Genomic DNA, 18,386 nt, shown 5'->3' on the forward strand with positions numbered 1-18,386 from the left:
AAAGGCTGTCTGTCGGGTGATGCCCCGGATCAGACCGTCATGCGCCGACGCTGGATCGCTAATGCAGCCCCGCCCGCCAGCATCAGGCCCAGCAGGATCATCGCCCATTCGGACAGGGTGGGAACCGTGGACGGCGTCGTCAGGCTGATGTTGTCGGCGGCGATCTCGTCGCCAACGGAAGGAGTCAGACGGACCGACAGGAGTTGTCCGACGAAAGGGCTGCCGGGTGGAACCGTCCAGACGAAGGTTCCAGGCGTGAATTGCCCTGCGACGACATCGACTCCGGTTCCGCCGATAAATGTTCCCCCGGGGATTGCTCCATTCATCGCGGTTCCACCCGCCCACAACTCAAGCGACGCGGGCTGGGGTAAAGCCGGGAACGGCCTGTCCGTCCGAACGCCGAAGTCGCCCGTTAGGGTGTAGGTCTGGCCCGCCTCGATGATCGTCGTGGTCTGCTGAGATATCTCTCTTCTGAAGAACAGCCATTGATTGCCGGACGAGGTCGTCAATTCGGGGATGTTGTAGGCGATGCCGCTCGGACGGGATGAATTGACGGTCCACCCCGGAACCGAGGTCGTCGTCTGGCCCGCCGTCAGGGTCGGGGTCTCGAAACTGGGGTTGGCGATCAGGTTCTGGGCTGCCGCCGCCTGGGCGAAGCCGAGCATGATCAGGGCCGCGAGACCCGCCGCGCACAGCCGATTAAGGAGACGCATTCCGTTCACCGCCCCGAGAGTTTGAAAAGGTTTCATGGCGATCAGGCCGCCATGCGCCGACGCTGGATCACCACCGCCCCGCCCGCCAGCATCAGGCCCAGCAGGATCATCGCCCATTCCGACAGCGTCGGGACCGGTGCGGGCGAAACGAACCGCGCGGCGAACAGGGCGTCTTCGTTGGGTTTGTCGACGCCGCCGACCGATAAGACGCCCTGGTTGTAGACGTCAGCCTGTGCCGCGACACACACGTATCCGCCGGGCTCGGTCAAAGCGAGGATCGCATAGGTCTGCCCGCCCGACACGGCCATGCCGCCCCCCGGAAAGGTCAGCGTTTCCAGAACGAAATTCGGGTAATCGGTGGTCGTCGTGAAATTTGCCGTCCCGAGCACGGATGGCGATATCGTCCCGCCGGAAACGGGGTGGAGCGTGAGCGTTCCACTCGAGAAGCCCCCGTCCGCCGAGAGACCCAGGCTGACGCTTTTCAGGAGCGTCTCCCCCGCAGGAATGGTGAATATCTGTCCCGTGGCGTTGCTATCGTCTGCGCTCTCGCAGTTGACGACGACACCGGTGGTGTAGTCGATGTCCGCCGCCAGCACCGGCGACCCCATGGCCAGCAAGACAGCCGCCGCGATCGCACCCGTCCGCGCCCTGAACGCCATGCCGCTCCCCTTTCCGATCGAATGAAATCCGTTCATGGCGCTCACCCCGCCATGCGCCGCCGCTGGATCATCACGACCGCCCCGCCCGCCAGCGTCAGCCCCATCAGGATCATCGCCCATTCCGACAGGGTGGGAACCGGGGCCGGGGCCGGGCTGGAGTTCAGCACCACATTGTCGATCCGCTGGTTGTAGAGGTCGATGATGTGCGCCGCCTCGAAATAGATCCGGATCGTCTGGCCGGCATAGGCATCGAGATTGTAGGGGCCGCGCGAGACGATGGGGTCCGGTCTGCTGATCGACCCGTTGTGGGTGTACAGGGTTTCCAGGACGACGTTGGAGGTGTCGCGGATCTGCAGCCGCCCGACATCCTGCGCGCTGGTGAAGTTGGACGTCGTGCCGAGGGTGACCGTCAAGGTGTTGGTCGTACCTGCCGGGAGGGTCACATCCTGGTAGAAGCCGCAGGTGTCGCTGATGAGGCCGGACGCCGCCGCCACATAGCCGCCGGTCAGCCCAGGTTCGGGGGTGTCGAGCCAGGCATAGCCGCAGTCGATGGTGTTGACGGCGGTCCAGCCCGCGATGTCCGTATCGAACGATCCGTTGACGATCAGGTCCGAGGCGGCGGCGCGCGCGGGCAGAACCGCGAGGGCCAGGGCAAAGGCCGACAGGGCGGCGATCTTGTGACGCATGGAATGGTTTCCTTTTGAGCGGTTCAGCCGGCCACGCGCCGACGCTGGATCACCACCGCCGCGCCGCCCGCCAGCATCAGGCCCAGCAGGATCATCGCCCATTCGGACAGGGTGGGGACCGTGGACGGCGTCGTCAGGCTGATGTTGTCGGCGGCGATCTCGTCGCCAAAGGCGGAAGCCAGACGGACCGACAGGCGTTGTCCGACCAGGGGGCTGCCGGGCGGAACCGTCCAGACGAAGGTCCCGGGCCTGAACTGCCCCGCAACGACCCCGACTAGGGTTCCGCCGATAAATGTTCCCCCAGGGACGTAGCCATCCATCGCAGTTCCGCCCGCCCACAACTCAAGCGATGCAGGCTCGGAGAAAGTCGGGAACGGCCTGTCCGTCCGAACGCCAAAATCGCCTTTCAGGGTGTAGGTCTGGCCCGCCTCGATGATCGTCGTGGTCTGTTGAGATATCTCGCTGTTGAAGAACAGCCATTGATTGCCGGACGAAGTCGTCAACTCCGGGGTGTTGTAGGAGATGCCGCCGAGATTGAAGGCGCTGACAGTCCAACTCGGAATGGAGGTCGTCGTCTGGCCTGCCGTCAGGGTCGGGGTCTCGAAACTGGGGTTGGCGACCCGGTTCTGGGCCGCCGCCGCCTGGGCGAAGCCGAGCATGATCAGGGCCGCGAGACCCGCCGCGCATATCGCCTGCACGATGAATCCAGTCTGGCGGCTGCGGCTGGCGCGCTTAGTCGACATGCTTCGATTTCCAGGGTCGCGACGGTGCTTGACCAGAGCAGGATGGAAGCGTCACCTAACGTCGGTTGTTGCTACCTGTCGTCTCACGGCGCGCAAAGACGCATATCATTCCACGCAATCGGCTTCTTAAGGCGCGAGATCGTTCCATGGCGAAACCTCACCCAGGTCTGGGTCGGCTGTCACACCCGTGAGCACCACGACGTGGACCACCGAGGGCGTCGCCCCCGGCCAGCGCTTCGAGTTTTGGCGCGAGGAGCGGGCCAAGGCGGTGTTCGGCGTTCAGATCGAGGTCGACCGAGACCGGCGCGACGCGTTCGAGGGACATTTCACCGCGCGCCAGGTGGGAGAGGCGACGATCGTGGATCTGCGGGCCTCGGCCTATCACCTGCGCCGCGACGACCGTGATATCGCGGACGCCCCGGCCGACGCCTTCTGCATCCTGCAACAGATGCGCGGCGGCGGGCTGTTCGGCGCCGGGGGACGCGAATATGTCGGCGGGCCGGGCGCCATGGCGGTCGGCTATTCCGACCGCCCCTACTACAACGTGCCGGGCGACCAACCGGCGTTCCATTCGCGTGCGATCAAGCTTCCCTTCGCCCGGGCCGCGCCGTTGTTGAACGCCGATCGCGACCTGTCGATGCGGCTGATGATCCCCAACGTCGGCGCCCCCGCCCTCCTGGCCGCCTATGCCACCGCCTTCGTGGATCAGGCGCCGGGCCTCAGCGCGGACGGCGCCGAGATCGCGGTCGACACCCTGGTGCGCCTGGCGCTGCTGGCCTGGACCGAAACCGACGAACGCGAGCCTGAGAACGTCGCCGCCATCCAGCGCGGCCGCCTCAGCCAGGCGCACACCCTGATCGAGCATCGCATCGCCGATCCCGCCTTGTCGCCGACCCTGGTCGCCTCTGCGCTCTCCATCTCGCTGCGCCAGTTGAACCTGCTGTTCGAGGCCAGCGGGACGTCGTTCACCGCCCACGTGCGCCGCCGCCGCCTGAACCGCGCGCACCAGATGCTCCTGACCTCGCCCTGGCTGACCATCACCGAGATCGCTTACGCCACGGGCTTCGACAGCATGGCGACCTTCTATCGCGGCTTTCGCGCCGAATATGACTGCACCCCCGCCGAGGTTCGCCAGGAGCGGCGATAGCCCGCGCGGCATACGGCGTGTCTAATGTCTGGCGGCTTGATGCTGCGGCCGCTGTGGGTCGAAACCGGTCATCACGACCAGCCGAAAACCGGTTGTCGCAGTCTTGGCCCAAGAGCGGACGTAGGGAAAGTCCGCGAAGGGTGGGACGCGGACATGAAAACGGCTGCGTTTATCGTCAGGGGGAGCCGCTTCGAAAACCGTGAGGTGAGCCGATCAAGCCGCCATGCGACGACGCTGGATCATCACCGCTGCGCCACCCGCCAGCATCAGACCCATCAGGATCATCGCCCATTCGGTCATCGTCGGGACGGCTACGGGATCCGTGGGCCCGACAACCGTCAGAGAATAGCTTTCGGTGCCGGCTCCGGCGACCTGGCTAACGACCAGAGTGAGGGTCTGACCCGCTGGAACGTCTATGCCAAAAGATGACGGCGCCGAACTTCCCAGATCGCCCCGGTAGTTTGTCGATATGTTCGCTGGATCAAACGCGCCCAGGTAAGCAGCAACGAAGGTGTTGGCCCCCAACGAGGTCACATTGATTGCGTAACACTGGCTTGCGCCGGTGAAATTCGTGACTGTATAGGCATCATAATTTCTGGCGGCCGTAGAAACACTTCCCGGATAACTTTTTACGCTTCCGCATGTAGAGGGGACGCCGTCTCGCGAGATTCGATTTGTCTGCGTCGTCGCATTGTCGAGCGTTCCGGAGAAGGTGACATCGGCGAGAGCCGGCGAAGTCGAGCAGACGGCGATTGCCGCCGCCGTACCGAGTGCAGCTAGGATTTTTGGCGCGGCCGTTTTCCGAAGCATTTCATTCCCCCACGTCTCGTCTTGATGGCGAGCATATACAATGAAGCCTAGAGTAGCGGAACGCCGTTGTCTCGTGGTCGTACTGGGGACGCTTTTGGCTTCAGGGGGACATTGAAAGTTCGGCCTTGAAAGTTCGGTCTTGGGTCGAAAGCTGACCCCGGCCGCCTGCTGGGATGAAGACATTTGCTGAGTGACTTCAGCCTCAATTCGCGCCTCGGGACCAATCCCCACCTCCGGCGTTCCAGAGCTCCGCTCGTTCGAGAGCTGATGCCCGCCGCCCTGCCCGCTTTCGCCGAAAGACTGATCGATCGGGTCCGCCGTCGCCGGACCTGGCGCGACCGGCTTCCGCGTCTGCATGAGGACGGTCGGCGTTCGATCGGATTGGAATTTATTCTTCCTTCGGTCTTGCACGTGCATACGACCTCGCCCATGTCACGAGAGGTCTTTGACACGTCCGGTAAACCGCCCCGCGCCTCCCAGCGGTCGGACTTTCCGATGATCCTTGCGCTGTCGATCGGAGCCGGAATGCCAAGCGACTGATTTCACGGGCATTCGTTTGCACTGCTTGCACTCGAAATTTCCAGGACAGTGCCAGACTCCCAGTGGCACGTTGGCACGTTGGCACTTTGGCACTTTGGCACTCCATTTTTCGAAACAGTGCCACCCCGACGGCGCATCGCCCGATCTTCAGCGTGCTGCCCTTCTTTGGCCAGCCATGAGCGGGAGCCATCCCGACCCTCCGGCGTTCCACGGCTCCGCTTGTACGAGAGCCGATGTCCGCCGCCCTGCCCGCCTTCGCCGAGAAACTGATCGACCGCGTCCGCCGGCGGCGGACCTGGCGCGACCGGTTTCTGCGTCTGCATCAGGCGCTGGAGGCGTCGTCGCGGTTCGGGTTCGCGGCGAACGGCTTCGTCTATCTGTCGGTCGGCATCCTGCTCCTGGCCTCGGCCATCGGCATGCGGGGTCAGGCGGTCGATCCGCAAGGCGTCCTCTATGTGCTGGCCCAGCAGCCGTTCGGGCGGCTGTGGCTGGTGCTGATCGGGGCTGGCCTGTGGGCCTTCGTCGGCTGGCGGGTGTTGCAGGCCGTCTTCGACGTCGACCACGAGGGCTCGGACCTGAAGGGCTGGGTGGTGCGGGTGACGCAAGGGGCCGGCGGTCTGGCCTATGGGGTGCTGGCGTCCGGGGTGTTCGAACTGCTGGACGAGGTCGGGCCGAACATGGGCGCCGAACAACTGGCGGAAAATCAGGAAAAGGCCTCCATCCTGCTGGGCCTGCCGTTCGGCGGGGCGGCGTTGATCGTCATCGGCCTGATCATCGCGGGCGTCGGGATCGGCAATGTCGTCATGGGGATCGTCAACGATTTCGGCGCGACCCTGATCTGTTCCAGGGCCGTATGCAGGTGGGTCCTGCCGCTGGCGCGGGTCGGCTATGTGGCGCGCGGGCTGGCCTATCTGCCCCTGGCCCTGTTCGTGACCCTCGCCGGGTATCGGGCGCGATCGTCGGAGGTCCAGACCTTCGCCACGGCGCTGGACGCGCTGGAGCGACAACCGGGCGGGGCGATCATGCTGGGGCTGACGGCGGGCGGGCTGATCGCCTTCGGGGCCTATGCCCTGGTCGAGGCGCGGTTCCGGCGGATCCGGGTGCCGAAGGATCTGTCGCCGGGGTGAAGCGGAACCGTTCGGGTCGTCGTATCTTTCGCTGAAAACAACGATCCCTTGGAAACGCCGATGCGCCGTTCTGTCCTTCTCGCCGTGTCGATGACGGCGCTGGTTCTGGCGGGGTGCGGCAGCGGGCCCCTGGCGCCCGAGGGTGCGACCTACGGCGCCGATCCGACCCTCGTGGAGCCGCATCGCAACGCCTTCCTGCCGACGGTGAACATCGCTCCGGCGGTGGGCTGGCCCGAAGGCGCCATGCCCACGGCGCCGCAGGGGTTCCGGGTCCAGGCCTTCGCCTCCGGGCTGGATCATCCGCGCTGGCTCTATCGCCTGCCCAACGGCGACATTCTGGTCGCCGAGACCAATGCGCCGCCCAAGCCCGAGGGGCAGTCCGGCGGCATTCGCGGCTGGGTCATGGGTCTGGTGATGAAGCGGGCGGGCGCCGCGCCGCCGAGCCCGAACCGCATCGTCCTGCTGCGCGACGCGGACGGAGACGGGGTCGCCGAGACGAAGACGGTCTTCCTCGAAAATCTGATGTCGCCGTTCGGGATGGCCCTGGTCGGAGACCGGCTGTTCGTGGCCAATGCCGATGCGGTCGTGGCCTTCCCCTATCGGACGGGCGAGACGCGGATCACGGCGCCGCCTGTGAAGATCGCCGACCTGCCCGCCGGTCGGAACCACCACTGGACCAAATCGCTGGTCGCCTCCGCCGACGGGACGAAACTCTACGTCGGGGTCGGGTCCAACTCGAACATCGGCGAGAACGGCATGGATGAGGAGGAAGGCCGCGCCGCCATCCACGAGATCGACGTCGCCACGGGCGCCCAGCGCATCTTCGCCTCGGGCCTGAGAAACCCCGTCGGTCTGGCGTGGCAGCCGGACAGCAAGGCCCTGTGGGTCGCGGTCAACGAGCGGGACGAACTCGGCAACGACCTGGTGCCCGACTACATGACCTCGGTGCGGGATGGCGGCTTCTATGGCTGGCCCTACAGCTATTACGGCCAGACGGTGGATGCGCGGGTCCAGCCGCAGGACCCGGCCAAGGTCGCCTCGGCCCTCGCGCCCGACTATGCCCTGGGCGCGCATACGGCGTCCCTGGGCCTGACCTTCTACGAGGGGACCGCCTTCCCGGCCGCCTACAGCCACGGCGCCTTCGTGGGTCAGCACGGGTCGTGGAACCGGGAGCCACGCGCCGGCTACAAGGTGATCTTCGTGCCCTTCGCCAACGGGGTTCCGAACGGACCGCCCCAGGACTTCCTGACCGGCTTCCTCAATGACGGCGGCGAGGCGATGGGCAGGCCCGTGGGGGTCCAGGTCGACCGGTTGGGCGCGCTCTTGGTCGCCGACGACGTGGGCAATGTCATCTGGCGGGTCGCCCCCGCGCGCTGAGGCAGGACAGCAAAAAGCCCCCGGCGCGAACCGGGGGCTTCTGTATCAGCCGCTCTCTTAGTTGAGCGGGGCCGGCTGGATGGCCGGGGCCGGCGGGGTCACGACGACCGGGGCGAGCGTGACGGCCGGGGCCGGGGGCGCGCTGTTCAGCGTGCTGGTGGTCGCGCCGGTCGAGGGCGAGACCGTATAGGGGCGCGGGCCGGTCGGCTCGGGAGCGACCTCCTCACGCGGGGTCGCGGCGGGGGCCGGTTCGGCGCGGCGTTCGACCGGGGCGGCGCGACGCTGGACAGCCGGGGCCGGAGCGGGTGTGGCCTCACGAGCCACCGGAGCCGGAGCGGTCGGCGTCAGGGCGGCCGGGGCGACGGAGCTTTCAAGCGGGGCCGGCGCAGCCTCCATCGGCTGGACCACCGGGGCGACGGGCGCCGGTTCGGACAGGGGCTGGGTCTCGGTTCCGCCGCCCCAGATCATGGCGGCGCCCGTACCCAACAGGGCCACGGCGCCGATGGGGGCCAGGATCATCCAGGTCTTCGGACCTTTCTTGGCGCGCTTGGACTGGGCGTAGCGCGGGACGAAGGCGTCGGCGTTCACCGAAGTGTTGCGAACGGTGTCGTCGGTATAGGTCACAGTCATCTGTGTTCCTCCAGAAGTTAGGCCGAAAGAACAACCTTCAGCTACCGGGGTTCCGAAATATCGTCTTCGCCCTCAAGAAACACCGTGAACGACACAAACATGCCGTGGTCCGCGCGGAACGCGACCAAACCTTGACCATACGACTTGGCGATGGCCGTTAATCTCAATCGCCGGACGACCGCCGGCGCCGTGCCCGATCGCACCCCTCGCCCCAGGTTTCCCCTGCGGCGCCGACGCAACGGCGCCACGTCCGGCCGGAAACCGCGTATACCGGCGTTCGGGATTCTCCTGCCGGTTGACCCCGTCCCCCCGGTTGTTCATCACCGAGTCTGACTTACGCCTGCATACGGAGCGACTGCGACCATGGGTTTGGCGGCCAATATCCGACGCGATCTGAAGTTCGCGGCTGGTCTCCGTCGGCTGCTGCAACGCATCAAGCCGATCGCCCTGGATAGCAATGTGCTGGTCTGCGACGACTTCGAGGAAGCCGTCGACAAGTTCGGCGACAACATCGCCATCGAGGACGAGCATCGGTCCCTGACCTATCGCGACCTGGACGGGATGGCGAACCGCTATGCCCACTGGGCGCGCAGCCGCAATCTGAGGCGCACCGACGTCATCGGCCTGGTGATGACCAACCGGGTCGAATACCTCGCGGCCTGGATGGGCTTCTGCAAGGCGGGCATTCCAACCGCCCTGATCAACACCAACCTGACCGGCCAGGCCCTGGCCCACTGCCTGAACATCGCCGGCGTGGCCGTGGTGGTGGCGGACGAAGAGACCTGGACCAAGTGCGAGGAGGCCCGCCCCTTCGTCACCCGCACCATGATGCTGTGGGTCCTGGGCCTGAAGGACGCCGATGAGGTGTCCGAGCGGCGCGGGCTGGACAACGCAGTCCGCAGCGGATCGTCGGTGCGGCCGAACCGCAGCATCCGCGACGGCATCACCAACCGCGACACGGCCCTCTATATCTACACCTCGGGCACGACGGGCCTGCCGAAGGCCGCACGCATCCACCATGCGCGCGCCCGGACCTATATGCGGGCCTTCGCCGGTTGCACGGAATCGACGCCGACGGACCGGATCTTCAACGTCCTGCCGCTGTATCACTCGACCGGCGGTCTGGTCGGCGTGGGCCCGGCCTTCCTGAACGGCGGTCGTCTGGTGCTGCGGCGGAAATTCTCGGCCTCCAGCTTCTGGAACGACGTGAATGCGTCGGGCGCCACCATGTTCGTCTATATCGGCGAGTTGTGCCGCTATCTGGTCAACTGCCCCGAGCAGGAGGGCGAGCGCGGGCACAAGATCCGGCTGGCCTTCGGCAACGGCCTGCGGCCCGACGTCTGGCCCGAGTTCCAGCAACGGTTCGCCATCCCCCAGATTCTGGAGTTCTACGGCTCGACCGAGGGCAACGTCTCCCTGTTCAACTTCGACGGCAAACAGGGCGCCATCGGCCGGGTGCCGAAATTCCTGAAGAAGCAGATCAACATCCGTCTGGTCGCCTTCGACGTCGACACCGAACAGCCCATCCGCAATCCCAACGGCTTGGTCGCGGAGGCCTCGGTCGGCGAGATCGGCGAGGCCATCGGCCAGATCGGCGACGACATCCGCCACGACTTCTCCGGCTATGCCGACAAGGCCGCCTCCGAGAAGAAGATCCTGACCGACGTCTTCCAGCGCGGCGACCGCTGGTTCCGCACCGGCGACCTGATGCGCCAGGACTCGGAAGGCTATTTCTATTTCGTCGACCGGATCGGCGACACCTTCCGCTGGAAGGGCGAGAACGTCTCCACCGCCGAGGTGGAGCAGCGGCTGGTCGACGCACCGGGCGTCAAGGAAGTCATCGCCTACGGCGTCCCCGTTCCGGGCGCCGAGGGCAAGGCGGGCATGGTGACCCTGGTGGTCGAGGGTCGGTTCTCGGCCAAGGAGTTCGCGGCCTATGCCGACGAACAACTGCCCCACTACGCCCGGCCGGTGTTCGTGCGTCTGGCCAAGACGCTGGAGACGACCGGCACCTTCAAATACCGCAAGGTCGACCTGGTCGCCGACGGTTTCGACCCCGCCAAGATCGACGGACAGGTCTACGTCCGGGGCGGAAAGTCGGGCTACACCAAGCTGACCGCCGAAGGCTTCGCGGCCATCCAGAACGGCCAGAACCGGCTGTAACGCCTCTCCCTCCCCCTCGGGGGAGGGAGAGAACGGGGCATTAACCAACGTCGTTCATCCTGCCGGCCTCTCTCGGGGACGTCGGACGCTTCATGTTTCAGATCATCGGCATCGTCGTGCTGTTCGCCATGGTGTTCGGCGGATACACGATCGCAGGCGGCAAGATGGGGGTCATCCTCCACTCCCTGCCCTATGAGATGATGATGATCGGCGGGGCCGCCGTGGCGGCGCTGCTGATTTCGAACGCCCCCTCGACGCTGAAGGGCGTAGCCGGCGGATTCGGCCGCGTGTTCGCCGGTCCCAAATGGAAGAAGCAGGACTACAAGGACCTGCTGAGCCTGCTGTTCGCCCTGACCAAGACGATGAAGTCCAAGGGCGTGATCGCCCTGGAAAGCCACATCGAAAAGCCGGGCGAGTCCTCGATCTTCCAGAAATATCCGAAGGTCATGAAGGACCACTTCGCCATCGACTTCATCTGCGACACCCTGCGGATGATGACGATGAACCTGGAGGATCCTCACCAGATCGAGGACGCTATGGAGAAGCAGCTGGAAAAGCACCACCATGAGGCGCTGGAGCCCGCCCACGCGCTACAGAACATGGCCGACGCCCTGCCGGCCCTTGGCATCGTGGCCGCCGTTCTGGGGGTCATCAAGACCATGGCCGCGATCACCGAGCCGCCGGAAGTCCTGGGCGGCATGATCGGCGGCGCCTTGGTCGGCACCTTCCTGGGCGTGTTTCTCGCCTACGGTCTGGTCGGCCCCCTGGCCGCGCGCCTGACCGGAATCATCGACGGCGACGCCGCCTTCTACAAGATCATCCGGTCGGTTCTGGTCGCCCACCTGCACGGCAACGCCGCCCAGATCTCGGTCGAGATCGGCCGGGGCGACATTCCGTCCGTTTCGCAGCCCTCCTTCGCCGAGATGGAAGAGCATCTGGCGGCCAACCCCGCCGAGGCCTGACGACTAGAACTTTTGATTTCACGGGGTTTTGTCGTCGATCGCAGCAAAGCTTGCGCTCATTTCGCAGGTGCAAACGCATTTGTGTTCGCCGAACACGGACGATCACGAACCCGTGAGAAATCGCTTGCGCATGGATTCGCGATCCCGTTATCTCTCCGATGGAGAGGATTCCATGTCTCTCTCAAAAACCATCCTAGGAGGATAACCCATGCGCATCGTTGCCCTGATCGCCGCTTCGGCCGCCGCTCTGGCCCTGGCCGCCTGCCAACCCGCCGCTGAAGACAAGGCCGCCGACGCTTCGGCCGACGCCGCTGCCGCCGCCGACACCGCCACGGACGCTGCTGCGACCGCTGACGCCGCCGCGACCGACGCCGCCGCCGCCGCTGGCGAAGCCGCCGCTGCCGCCGCCGCTGCTCCGGCCGATGGCGCCATGGCTCCGGCCCCGGCTGCCGCTCCGGCCGCTCCGGCCGCCGCTCCGGCCGCCGCTCCGGCTGCTCCGGCCCACTAAGTCCTCACGGACCTGGTATCGAGCGGAGTTCGCTTCGCTTGACGGAAAGGGATCGCCTTCGGGCGGTCCCTTTTTTCGTGCCCGCGGCCGGGCGGCTGAGGCTAAACACGCCCCGATGACCGAACCCGACGACCGCAATCCGCAACTGGTCTGGACCGAGGCCGGAGAGCCGCGCTCCGGTCGATACGGCGACGTCTATTTCTCCGCGGAGGACGGGCTGGCGGAAACGCGCGCGGTCTTCCTGAACGGGTGCGGCCTGCCCGAGGCCTGGACGGGTCGGAAGACCTTCACCGTGGCGGAACTGGGCTTCGGCAGCGGGCTGAACATCGCGGCGCTTCTGGACCTGTGGCGCCGGCATCGCCCCGAAGGCGGACGACTGCATGTCTTCTCCATCGAAGGCTATCCGCTGAGCCGCGACGAGGCCCGCCGCGCCCTGTCGGCCTGGCCCGAGATCGCGGAGGCGACGGCCGCACTGGTGGGTCGCTGGCCGGCCGAGACGCCGGGCTTTCACCGCATCGACCTGCCGGAGTTTCACGCCACGCTGGATCTTGCGGTCGGCGAGGCGGAGCGGGCGCTGAGCCAATGGAGTGGGCGGGCGGACGCCTGGTTCCTGGACGGCTTCGCCCCGTCGGTGAACCCGGACATGTGGTCCGACACCGTCTTCGATCACATCGCCGCCCGGTCGGCGCCGGACGCGCGCGTCGCCACCTTCACGGTCGCGGGCGTGGTGCGGCGGGGTCTGGCCGAGCGAGGCTTCGCGGTGGAGAAACGCCCCGGGCACGGTCGCAAGCGGGAACGGCTGGAGGCGCGGCGCACCGCCGATCCGGTCGTTAAGCCCCATCCCTCGGTCGTCGTTATCGGCGCCGGGATCGCGGGCGCGGCCACGGCGCGCGCCCTGTCGGCGGCGGGCCTGGAGCCCATCGTCATCGAGGCCGCCGGTCAGGGTGCGGGCGCCTCCGGATTTCCCGCCGCCCTCGTGACCCCGCGCTTCGACCTGGGCGACGCCGCCGTGGCCGCCCTGTTCGCCCAGGCGCTGGAGCGGTCCGACGCGCTCTACGCCCCCCTGCCCGATGCGGTGATCCAGCGCGGCGTCCTGCAACTGGCCGCCACCGACCGGGACGCTGCACGGTTCGAGCGCATCGCCGCCCAGCCGATCTGGAAGGAGGGCGAGATCGCCCTGACCGACGGCGCCGAGGTCTCTCACATCGTCGGCGAGCCGATCGAAGGACCGGGCTTGACCATGGCTCCCGCCTTCGTGGTGTCTCCCAAAGCCGTCCTGTCCGCCTGGCTGGCGCCGGGCATGCTCCACCCCGGCGAGGCTTCGCGTCTGGAACAGGATGAAGGCGGTTGGCGCGTGCTGGACGCCTCCGGCGCCGTGCTGGCCAAGGCGGACGCCGTCGTCCTGTGCGCCGGGTCGGGGAACGCCGACCTCGCCCCGGAGCTCGCCCTGTCGCCTGTGCGAGGCCAGGCAGACTGGATCGAAAGCGACGCCGATCCCGCCGCCGTGGCCTGGGGCGGCTATGTCGCGCCGACCGGCGAGGGCTTTCTGTTCGGCGCCACCCATGACCGGGGCGAGACGACCACGGAGGTCCGGCCCGGCGACACGGAGCGGAACCGGACCGCCCTCGCCGCGCGACTGCCGGAACTGGCCGGGACCATCTCGCCCGAGTTCATCCGGTCGCGGGCCGCGATCCGGGCGACGACCCGCGACCGCCTGCCCATCGCCGGCGCCCTGCCCGGCCGCCCCGGCCTGTTCGTGGTGGGCGGGCTGGGGTCGCGGGGCTTCTGTCTGGCGCCGCTGCTGGGCGAGCATGTCGCCGCCCTGATCGCGGACGCGCCCTCGCCCCTGCCCGCCGACGTGGTCGCGCGCATCACGCCCTCGCGAGCGGCCTTGCGCCCGGCGTAAGGCGGGAGGACGGTCGCGGCGTCTGACTGGAAAGAGGAACCGCCGCCATGCGCCGATCGATCGCCCTTCTTGCCGCCCTCGCCACCACGGCCGTCGCCGGCTGCGCCCCGACCGAAGGAACCGCGCCGGGCGCCCGGATCGGCACGCCGGGCGGCGGCGCGCGCCAATGCTTCCAGCCCGACCGGATCGTCAACTTCACGCGCGGCGAGACCGAACAGGTCAATGTCCGCCTCCTGGGCGGCGGGGTCTTCTCGATCCGGACCGGCGGCTGTCCGGACGTGGCCACGGCCAACGCCCTGGCCGTCACGCCCGCAACGGGCATCGGCAGTCAGGTCTGCGTCGGAGACAGCGTCCGCGTCGCCCTGCCCGGCGCGCGTTTCGGTCCGAATCAGTGCCTGGCCCGCATCGAACGCTCGCTGACCGAGGCCGAGGTCGGGGCCCTGCCGAGCCGCCAGCGGCCCTAGGGTCAATCGACATTCAGCCGCCTTTCAGGCGACATTTTCATCCGTCCACCCCAGCAAAGGCTGGGGTGCATGGGTGTGATGGCTGAGCTGAGTATCCGGACTCCAAAACACCGTCCGAAGCGTCCGAAGAGTCCGAAGCGTTCGGATCGTCCATGGCTTCATGACTTAACCCCTCCTGTGAAACGGATCAGTATGGGGCCGTTTCGAGGGGCGTTAAGGAAAAGGGCTTTCGGAAGGTCGGGGCGTTGGAATCGTTGGCGAATTCCGGGGATGCTTTGCCAACTCCACCCCCGGCTTCGCCCGTGCACTTCAGCGAAGGCTGGCGTGCACGGGGAAATCGTAAATGTCGATTGGACCTAACCCTTCTGGGCGTAGCCGAGGCGCTGGTTCAGCTTTTCGACCAGATCGATGGCCGTGTCGGCGATGACGGAGCCGGGCGGGTAGACGGCGGCCGCGCCCATATCGATCAGGGTCTGGACGTCGTCCGGCGGAATGACGCCGCCGACGGTGATCATGATGTCCGGACGGCCCAGCTTCTCCAGCTCGGCCTTGAGGGCGGGCACCAGCGTCAGGTGGCCCGCCGCCAGGGAAGAGGCCCCGACGACGTGGACATTGTTGGCGACGGCATCGCGCGCGGCTTCTTCCGGCGTCTGGAACAGGGGGCCGGCGGTGGCCTCAAGGCCCAGATCGCCATAGGCGGTGGCGACGACCTTCTGGCCGCGGTCGTGGCCGTCCTGACCGAGCTTGGCGATCAGGATGCGGGGCGGGCCCCCGTCGTTCTCGACGAAGGCGGCGACCATGTCGCGAGCGCGGGAGATCTTCGCATCCTTGCCGGCCTCGCGGCCGTAGACGCCGGAGACGGTCTTCACCGAGGCGACGTGGCGGCCGAAGGCGGCCTCCAGCGCGTCGGACATCTCGCCGACCGTGGCGTGGGCGCGGGCGGCGCGGACGCAGAGTTCCAGCAGGTTCTCGTTGCCCTTCGCCCCCTCGGTCAGGGCGTCGAGGGCAGCTTGCGTCTTCGCCTCATCGCGTTCGGCGCGCAGCTTTTGCAGCTTGGCGATCTGGGCCTCGCGGACGGCGGCGTTGTCGACCTTCAGCACCGGAATGTCGTCCGGCGTGTCGTTCAGATAGCGGTTCACGCCGACCACGGTCTGCTGGCCCGTGTCGATCCGGGCCTGGGTGCGGGCGGCGGATTCCTCGATGCGGAGCTTGGGGACCCCGGCCTCGATGGCCTTGGCCATGCCGCCCAGCTCGCGGACCTCGGCCATGTGGGCGCGGGCGCGTTCGGCCAATTCGTGGGTCAGGCGCTCGACGTAGAAGCTGCCGCCCCAGGGGTCGATGACCTTGGTCAGGCCCGTCTCCATCTGGAGAAGCAGCTGGGTGTTGCGCGCGATCCGGGCCGAGAAGTCGGTCGGCAGGGCCAAGGCCTCGTCCAGCGAGTTGGTGTGCAGGGACTGGGTCTGGCCGCCGGCCGCCGCCATCGCCTCGACCATGGTCCGGGGCACGTTGTTGAACACGTCCTGGGCCGCCAGCGACCAGCCGGAGGTCTGGCAGTGGGCGCGGAGAGACAGGCTGCGTTGATCCTTGGGCGCGAACTCGGCCTGGACCGCCTCGGCCCACAGGAGGCGTCCGGCGCGGAGCTTCGCCACCTCCATGAAATAGTCCATGCCGATGGCCCAGAAGAAGCTGAGGCGCGGCGCGAACCGGTCCACGTCCATGCCCGCCGCGACGCCCGCGCGGATGTATTCCAGACCGTCCGACAGGGTGTAGGCCAGCTCCAGATCGGCCGAGGCTCCGGCTTCCTGCATGTGGTAGCCGGAGATGGAGATGGAGTTGAACTTCGGCGTCTCCTCGGCCGTCCAGGCGAAGATGTCGGCGATGATCCGCATCGAGGGGCCCGGCGGATAGATGTAGGTGTTCCGGACCATGAACTCCTTGAGGATGTCGTTCTGGATGGTCCCGGTCAGGGCCTTGTGCTCGACCCCCTGTTCCTCTGCCGCGACGACGTAGAGGGCCAGGATCGGCAGGACGGCGCCGTTCATGGTCATCGAGACCGACATCTGATCCAGCGGGATGCCGTCGAACAGGGTCCGCATGTCGAGGATGCTGTCGATGGCCACCCCCGCCATGCCGACGTCACCGGCCACACGCGGATGGTCGGAATCGTAGCCCCGGTGGGTGGCCAGGTCGAAGGCGATGGAAAGCCCCTTCTGACCCGCCGCGAGGTTGCGGCGATAGAAGGCGTTCGACGCCTCGGCGGTGGAGAAGCCGGCGTACTGGCGGACGGTCCACGGGTTGCCCGCATACATGGTCGGATAGGGGCCGCGCACGAAGGGCGCGAAGCCCGGCAGGCCGTCGGTGAAGTCCAGCGCGGCGATGGCGGCGGCGTCGTAGGACGCGGAGATCTCGATGCCCTCGGGCGTGCGGACGGGGGCGCGGTCGAGGACGCCGTCGAGCGGCGACAGGTCCAGGGCGGCCTTGGTGAAATCGGGCCGGGTCATGCCGCGTCTCCCTCGAAGGCTTCGGACCAGCGGAGCGGGGTCAGGGGCGGGCAGCGGTCGCCGTTTGCGGCCAGGGCGGAGGCGGGAGCCGCCTCGACCGACACGGAGCGGACGTCGGCATCGACGAACTTGGTGACCCCGACCAGATGGACAGCGCCGTCGGCGAGTTTCTGTTTGCCGGTCGTGCGCGCGGCGAGGATGCGCTGTTGGAGGGCGCCGCCGCGCAGGGAGGCGACGAGACCACCCTCGCGTTCGATGCGCCGGAACTCAGCCCAGCCGGCTTCGGCCAGGTCGCGGGTGCGGTGATCGAGGAACCAGGAGCCGGCGGCCGGATCGGCGACGCGGCCCAGGTGCGCCTCTTCCATCAGGATAAGCTGGGTGTTGCGGGCCTGACGACGGGCGAAGGCGTCGGGCCTCCCTTGCGCGCGGCTGAAGCCGTCCAGCACCACGGCGTCGGCGCCGCCCACGGCCCCGGCGAACCCGGCGGCGGTCAGGCGCAACAGGTTGGGCCAGGGGTCCTTGGCCGCCAGCATCCGGCGCGAGGACCGGGCCTCGATGACCGCAGGCACGTCGTGGCCATGGGCGGCGCAGATCGAACGCCAGATGAGACGCAGCGCGCGGACCTTGGCCAGGCTGTCGAAATATTCGGCGTCGACGCTGACGCCCAGAACGGTTCCGGCCAGCGCCCGCTCGATGGGCAGGCCGGCCTCGACGGCGGCGTTCAGGAGCGCGACGGCCGAGGCGACGGCGAAGCCCAGTTCCTGACCGGCGGAGGCTCCGGCCTCGTGCGCGGCGCGGCCGGTGGCGAGGAAGAAGGTCGCGTCGGGATAGGCGCCGGCGTGGCGCGCAGCGGTATTGGCGGCGAGGCTGAGGTGTTCCTCGATGGTGCGGGGCGATCCGCCCGTGGCGGCGAAGGCCGTCAGCGGGTCCATGTGGAAGCGCAGCTTGGCGCGCGGCGAACCCTTGGCGACGACAGCCAGGGCGTTGGCGGCGTCGGGACCGTCGAGACCGGCGTCCAGCGCGACCGGCGCCAGTTCGAGAGCCACGCCTTCGAGCGCACGGCCCAGCGGTTCGGAATCGGCCAGCACGGCGCCCGACAGGATCACCGAGGCGGCGCCGCCTTCCAGGTCGGCCATCACGGCGGCGTTGACGGCTTCGGGATCGTCGCCCTCGACCTGGGTCCGCAGGTCCCAGGCCCGGCCGTCGGCGTCGGAGGCGCGCGGGGCGAACACGGCCTCCGTCGCATTGGCGCGAGCGTAGAGCGGCCGGATGGTCAGGTGGTCGGCGTCCAGATGGACGAGGCCTTCCAGAGGCTTGCCCTTCAGCGCCTTCTCCGCCTCGGCGCGCCAGTCGGCGGGCGACGGGATGGGGAAGGCCTTGGACATGGGGACTCCAAAAAAGGGCGGGAGTCGCTTAATGCGACTCCCGCCCCCGTCCGTCCAGCGTCTCG

Annotated in this window: 17 protein-coding genes; 9 read left to right on the top strand and 8 right to left on the bottom strand. The window is 67.6% G+C overall.

Translation table 11 applies throughout. From position 1 onward, the window contains the following. Positions 1-29 precede the first annotated feature (29 nt). The 4 genes from ACETK8_RS18680 to ACETK8_RS18695 are packed head-to-tail and all read right to left on the bottom strand — an operon-like array spanning position 30 to position 2,801. The gene (locus ACETK8_RS18680; RefSeq protein ID WP_374037325.1) at positions 30-830 is read right to left on the bottom strand and encodes an IPTL-CTERM sorting domain-containing protein; all 801 of its coding nucleotides are present in this window, start codon (positions 828-830) and stop codon (positions 30-32) included. Then, positions 755-1,408 (bottom strand): IPTL-CTERM sorting domain-containing protein, encoded by a 654-nt coding sequence (locus tag ACETK8_RS18685; RefSeq protein ID WP_374037326.1) that lies wholly within the window; start codon positions 1,406-1,408, stop codon positions 755-757. The genes ACETK8_RS18680 and ACETK8_RS18685 overlap by 76 nt, the downstream gene beginning before the upstream one ends. 5 nt (positions 1,409-1,413) lie before the next feature. Next, positions 1,414-2,058, bottom strand: coding sequence for an IPTL-CTERM sorting domain-containing protein (locus ACETK8_RS18690; protein ID WP_374037327.1), 645 nt, complete (start codon positions 2,056-2,058; stop codon positions 1,414-1,416). 23 nt (positions 2,059-2,081) lie between these two features. Continuing rightward, positions 2,082-2,801 carry an IPTL-CTERM sorting domain-containing protein gene (locus ACETK8_RS18695; protein ID WP_374037328.1) on the bottom strand — a complete coding sequence of 240 codons (720 nt, stop codon included), beginning with the start codon at positions 2,799-2,801 and terminating at the stop codon, positions 2,082-2,084. A 187-nt stretch (positions 2,802-2,988) separates the two neighbouring features. Here ACETK8_RS18695 and ACETK8_RS18700 point away from each other — a divergent pair, with 187 nt between their 5' ends. After that, on the top strand, positions 2,989-3,948 hold the full coding sequence (locus ACETK8_RS18700; RefSeq protein WP_374037329.1) for an AraC family transcriptional regulator: 960 nt from the start codon (positions 2,989-2,991) through the stop codon (positions 3,946-3,948). A 213-nt stretch (positions 3,949-4,161) separates the two neighbouring features. Here ACETK8_RS18700 and ACETK8_RS18705 read toward each other — a convergent pair whose 3' ends face one another. Further along, the gene (locus ACETK8_RS18705; RefSeq protein ID WP_374037330.1) at positions 4,162-4,758 is read right to left on the bottom strand and encodes an IPTL-CTERM sorting domain-containing protein; all 597 of its coding nucleotides are present in this window, start codon (positions 4,756-4,758) and stop codon (positions 4,162-4,164) included. 267 nt (positions 4,759-5,025) lie between these two features. Between ACETK8_RS18705 and ACETK8_RS18710 the strand changes: the two genes are divergently transcribed. The 3 genes from ACETK8_RS18710 (at position 5,026) to ACETK8_RS18720 (ending at position 7,802) form a co-directional block, all read left to right on the top strand. Then, on the top strand, positions 5,026-5,298 hold the full coding sequence (locus tag ACETK8_RS18710; RefSeq protein ID WP_374037331.1) for a hypothetical protein: 273 nt from the start codon (positions 5,026-5,028) through the stop codon (positions 5,296-5,298). 233 nt (positions 5,299-5,531) lie between these two features. After that, entirely contained in the window at positions 5,532-6,425 is an 894-nt protein-coding gene (locus ACETK8_RS18715; protein WP_374037332.1) for a DUF1206 domain-containing protein, read from the top strand. A 60-nt stretch (positions 6,426-6,485) separates the two neighbouring features. Then, positions 6,486-7,802 carry a PQQ-dependent sugar dehydrogenase gene (locus ACETK8_RS18720; RefSeq protein ID WP_374037333.1) on the top strand — a complete coding sequence of 439 codons (1,317 nt, stop codon included), beginning with the start codon at positions 6,486-6,488 and terminating at the stop codon, positions 7,800-7,802. A gap of 57 nt (positions 7,803-7,859) precedes the next feature. Here ACETK8_RS18720 and ACETK8_RS18725 read toward each other — a convergent pair whose 3' ends face one another. Beyond that, the gene (locus ACETK8_RS18725; RefSeq protein ID WP_374037334.1) at positions 7,860-8,432 is read right to left on the bottom strand and encodes a hypothetical protein; all 573 of its coding nucleotides are present in this window, start codon (positions 8,430-8,432) and stop codon (positions 7,860-7,862) included. A gap of 363 nt (positions 8,433-8,795) precedes the next feature. Here ACETK8_RS18725 and ACETK8_RS18730 point away from each other — a divergent pair, with 363 nt between their 5' ends. The 5 genes from ACETK8_RS18730 to ACETK8_RS18750 all read left to right on the top strand — a co-directional run bounded on the left by ACETK8_RS18730 (position 8,796) and on the right by ACETK8_RS18750 (position 14,435). Beyond that, a complete protein-coding gene (locus ACETK8_RS18730) occupies positions 8,796-10,595 on the top strand; it encodes a long-chain-acyl-CoA synthetase (protein ID WP_374037335.1) in 1,800 nt (599 codons plus the stop codon). Positions 10,596-10,687: 92 nt separating this feature from the next. Beyond that, positions 10,688-11,557: a flagellar motor stator protein MotA gene (motA, locus tag ACETK8_RS18735; protein WP_374037336.1), complete on the top strand. Its 870-nt coding sequence runs from the start codon at positions 10,688-10,690 to the stop codon at positions 11,555-11,557. A gap of 208 nt (positions 11,558-11,765) precedes the next feature. Beyond that, positions 11,766-12,065 carry a hypothetical protein gene (locus ACETK8_RS18740; RefSeq protein WP_374037337.1) on the top strand — a complete coding sequence of 100 codons (300 nt, stop codon included), beginning with the start codon at positions 11,766-11,768 and terminating at the stop codon, positions 12,063-12,065. Positions 12,066-12,180: 115 nt separating this feature from the next. Next, positions 12,181-13,971 (top strand): FAD-dependent 5-carboxymethylaminomethyl-2-thiouridine(34) oxidoreductase MnmC, encoded by a 1,791-nt coding sequence (gene mnmC / locus ACETK8_RS18745; protein WP_374037338.1) that lies wholly within the window; start codon positions 12,181-12,183, stop codon positions 13,969-13,971. Between the two features lie 47 nt (positions 13,972-14,018). After that, positions 14,019-14,435: a hypothetical protein gene (locus tag ACETK8_RS18750; protein WP_374037339.1), complete on the top strand. Its 417-nt coding sequence runs from the start codon at positions 14,019-14,021 to the stop codon at positions 14,433-14,435. Positions 14,436-14,791: 356 nt separating this feature from the next. Here ACETK8_RS18750 and scpA read toward each other — a convergent pair whose 3' ends face one another. Both scpA and ACETK8_RS18760 read right to left on the bottom strand, forming a co-directional pair. Continuing rightward, positions 14,792-16,936 (bottom strand): methylmalonyl-CoA mutase, encoded by a 2,145-nt coding sequence (gene scpA / locus ACETK8_RS18755; protein WP_374037340.1) that lies wholly within the window; start codon positions 16,934-16,936, stop codon positions 14,792-14,794. Further along, positions 16,933-18,321, bottom strand: a complete 1,389-nt coding sequence (locus ACETK8_RS18760) for a methylmalonyl-CoA mutase family protein (protein ID WP_374037341.1) — start codon at positions 18,319-18,321, stop codon at positions 16,933-16,935. The genes scpA and ACETK8_RS18760 overlap by 4 nt, the downstream gene beginning before the upstream one ends. Positions 18,322-18,386 lie beyond the last annotated feature (65 nt).

It is taken from the genome of Brevundimonas staleyi (assembly GCF_041893865.1).
GTDB lineage: Bacteria > Pseudomonadota > Alphaproteobacteria > Caulobacterales > Caulobacteraceae > Brevundimonas > Brevundimonas staleyi.

What these genes read in the sequence shown, in the direction of transcription:
- ACETK8_RS18680 (WP_374037325.1), bottom strand. Translation starts at nt 830, where the DNA reads ATGGGCGATGATCCTGCTGGGCCTGATGCTGGCGGGCGGGGCGGTGGT.
- ACETK8_RS18685 (WP_374037326.1), bottom strand. Translation starts at nt 1,408, where the DNA reads ATGAACGGATTTCATTCGATCGGAAAGGGGAGCGGCATGGCGTTCAGG.
- ACETK8_RS18690 (WP_374037327.1), bottom strand. Translation starts at nt 2,058, where the DNA reads ATGCGTCACAAGATCGCCGCCCTGTCGGCCTTTGCCCTGGCCCTCGCG.
- ACETK8_RS18695 (WP_374037328.1), bottom strand. Translation starts at nt 2,801, where the DNA reads ATGTCGACTAAGCGCGCCAGCCGCAGCCGCCAGACTGGATTCATCGTG.
- ACETK8_RS18705 (WP_374037330.1), bottom strand. Translation starts at nt 4,758, where the DNA reads ATGCTTCGGAAAACGGCCGCGCCAAAAATCCTAGCTGCACTCGGTACG.
- ACETK8_RS18710 (WP_374037331.1), top strand. Translation starts at nt 5,026, where the DNA reads ATGCCCGCCGCCCTGCCCGCTTTCGCCGAAAGACTGATCGATCGGGTC.
- ACETK8_RS18715 (WP_374037332.1), top strand. Translation starts at nt 5,532, where the DNA reads ATGTCCGCCGCCCTGCCCGCCTTCGCCGAGAAACTGATCGACCGCGTC.
- ACETK8_RS18720 (WP_374037333.1), top strand. Translation starts at nt 6,486, where the DNA reads ATGCGCCGTTCTGTCCTTCTCGCCGTGTCGATGACGGCGCTGGTTCTG.
- ACETK8_RS18725 (WP_374037334.1), bottom strand. Translation starts at nt 8,432, where the DNA reads ATGACTGTGACCTATACCGACGACACCGTTCGCAACACTTCGGTGAAC.
- ACETK8_RS18730 (WP_374037335.1), top strand. Translation starts at nt 8,796, where the DNA reads ATGGGTTTGGCGGCCAATATCCGACGCGATCTGAAGTTCGCGGCTGGT.
- motA (WP_374037336.1), top strand. Translation starts at nt 10,688, where the DNA reads ATGTTTCAGATCATCGGCATCGTCGTGCTGTTCGCCATGGTGTTCGGC.
- ACETK8_RS18740 (WP_374037337.1), top strand. Translation starts at nt 11,766, where the DNA reads ATGCGCATCGTTGCCCTGATCGCCGCTTCGGCCGCCGCTCTGGCCCTG.
- mnmC (WP_374037338.1), top strand. Translation starts at nt 12,181, where the DNA reads ATGACCGAACCCGACGACCGCAATCCGCAACTGGTCTGGACCGAGGCC.
- ACETK8_RS18750 (WP_374037339.1), top strand. Translation starts at nt 14,019, where the DNA reads ATGCGCCGATCGATCGCCCTTCTTGCCGCCCTCGCCACCACGGCCGTC.
- scpA (WP_374037340.1), bottom strand. Translation starts at nt 16,936, where the DNA reads ATGACCCGGCCCGATTTCACCAAGGCCGCCCTGGACCTGTCGCCGCTC.
- ACETK8_RS18760 (WP_374037341.1), bottom strand. Translation starts at nt 18,321, where the DNA reads ATGTCCAAGGCCTTCCCCATCCCGTCGCCCGCCGACTGGCGCGCCGAG.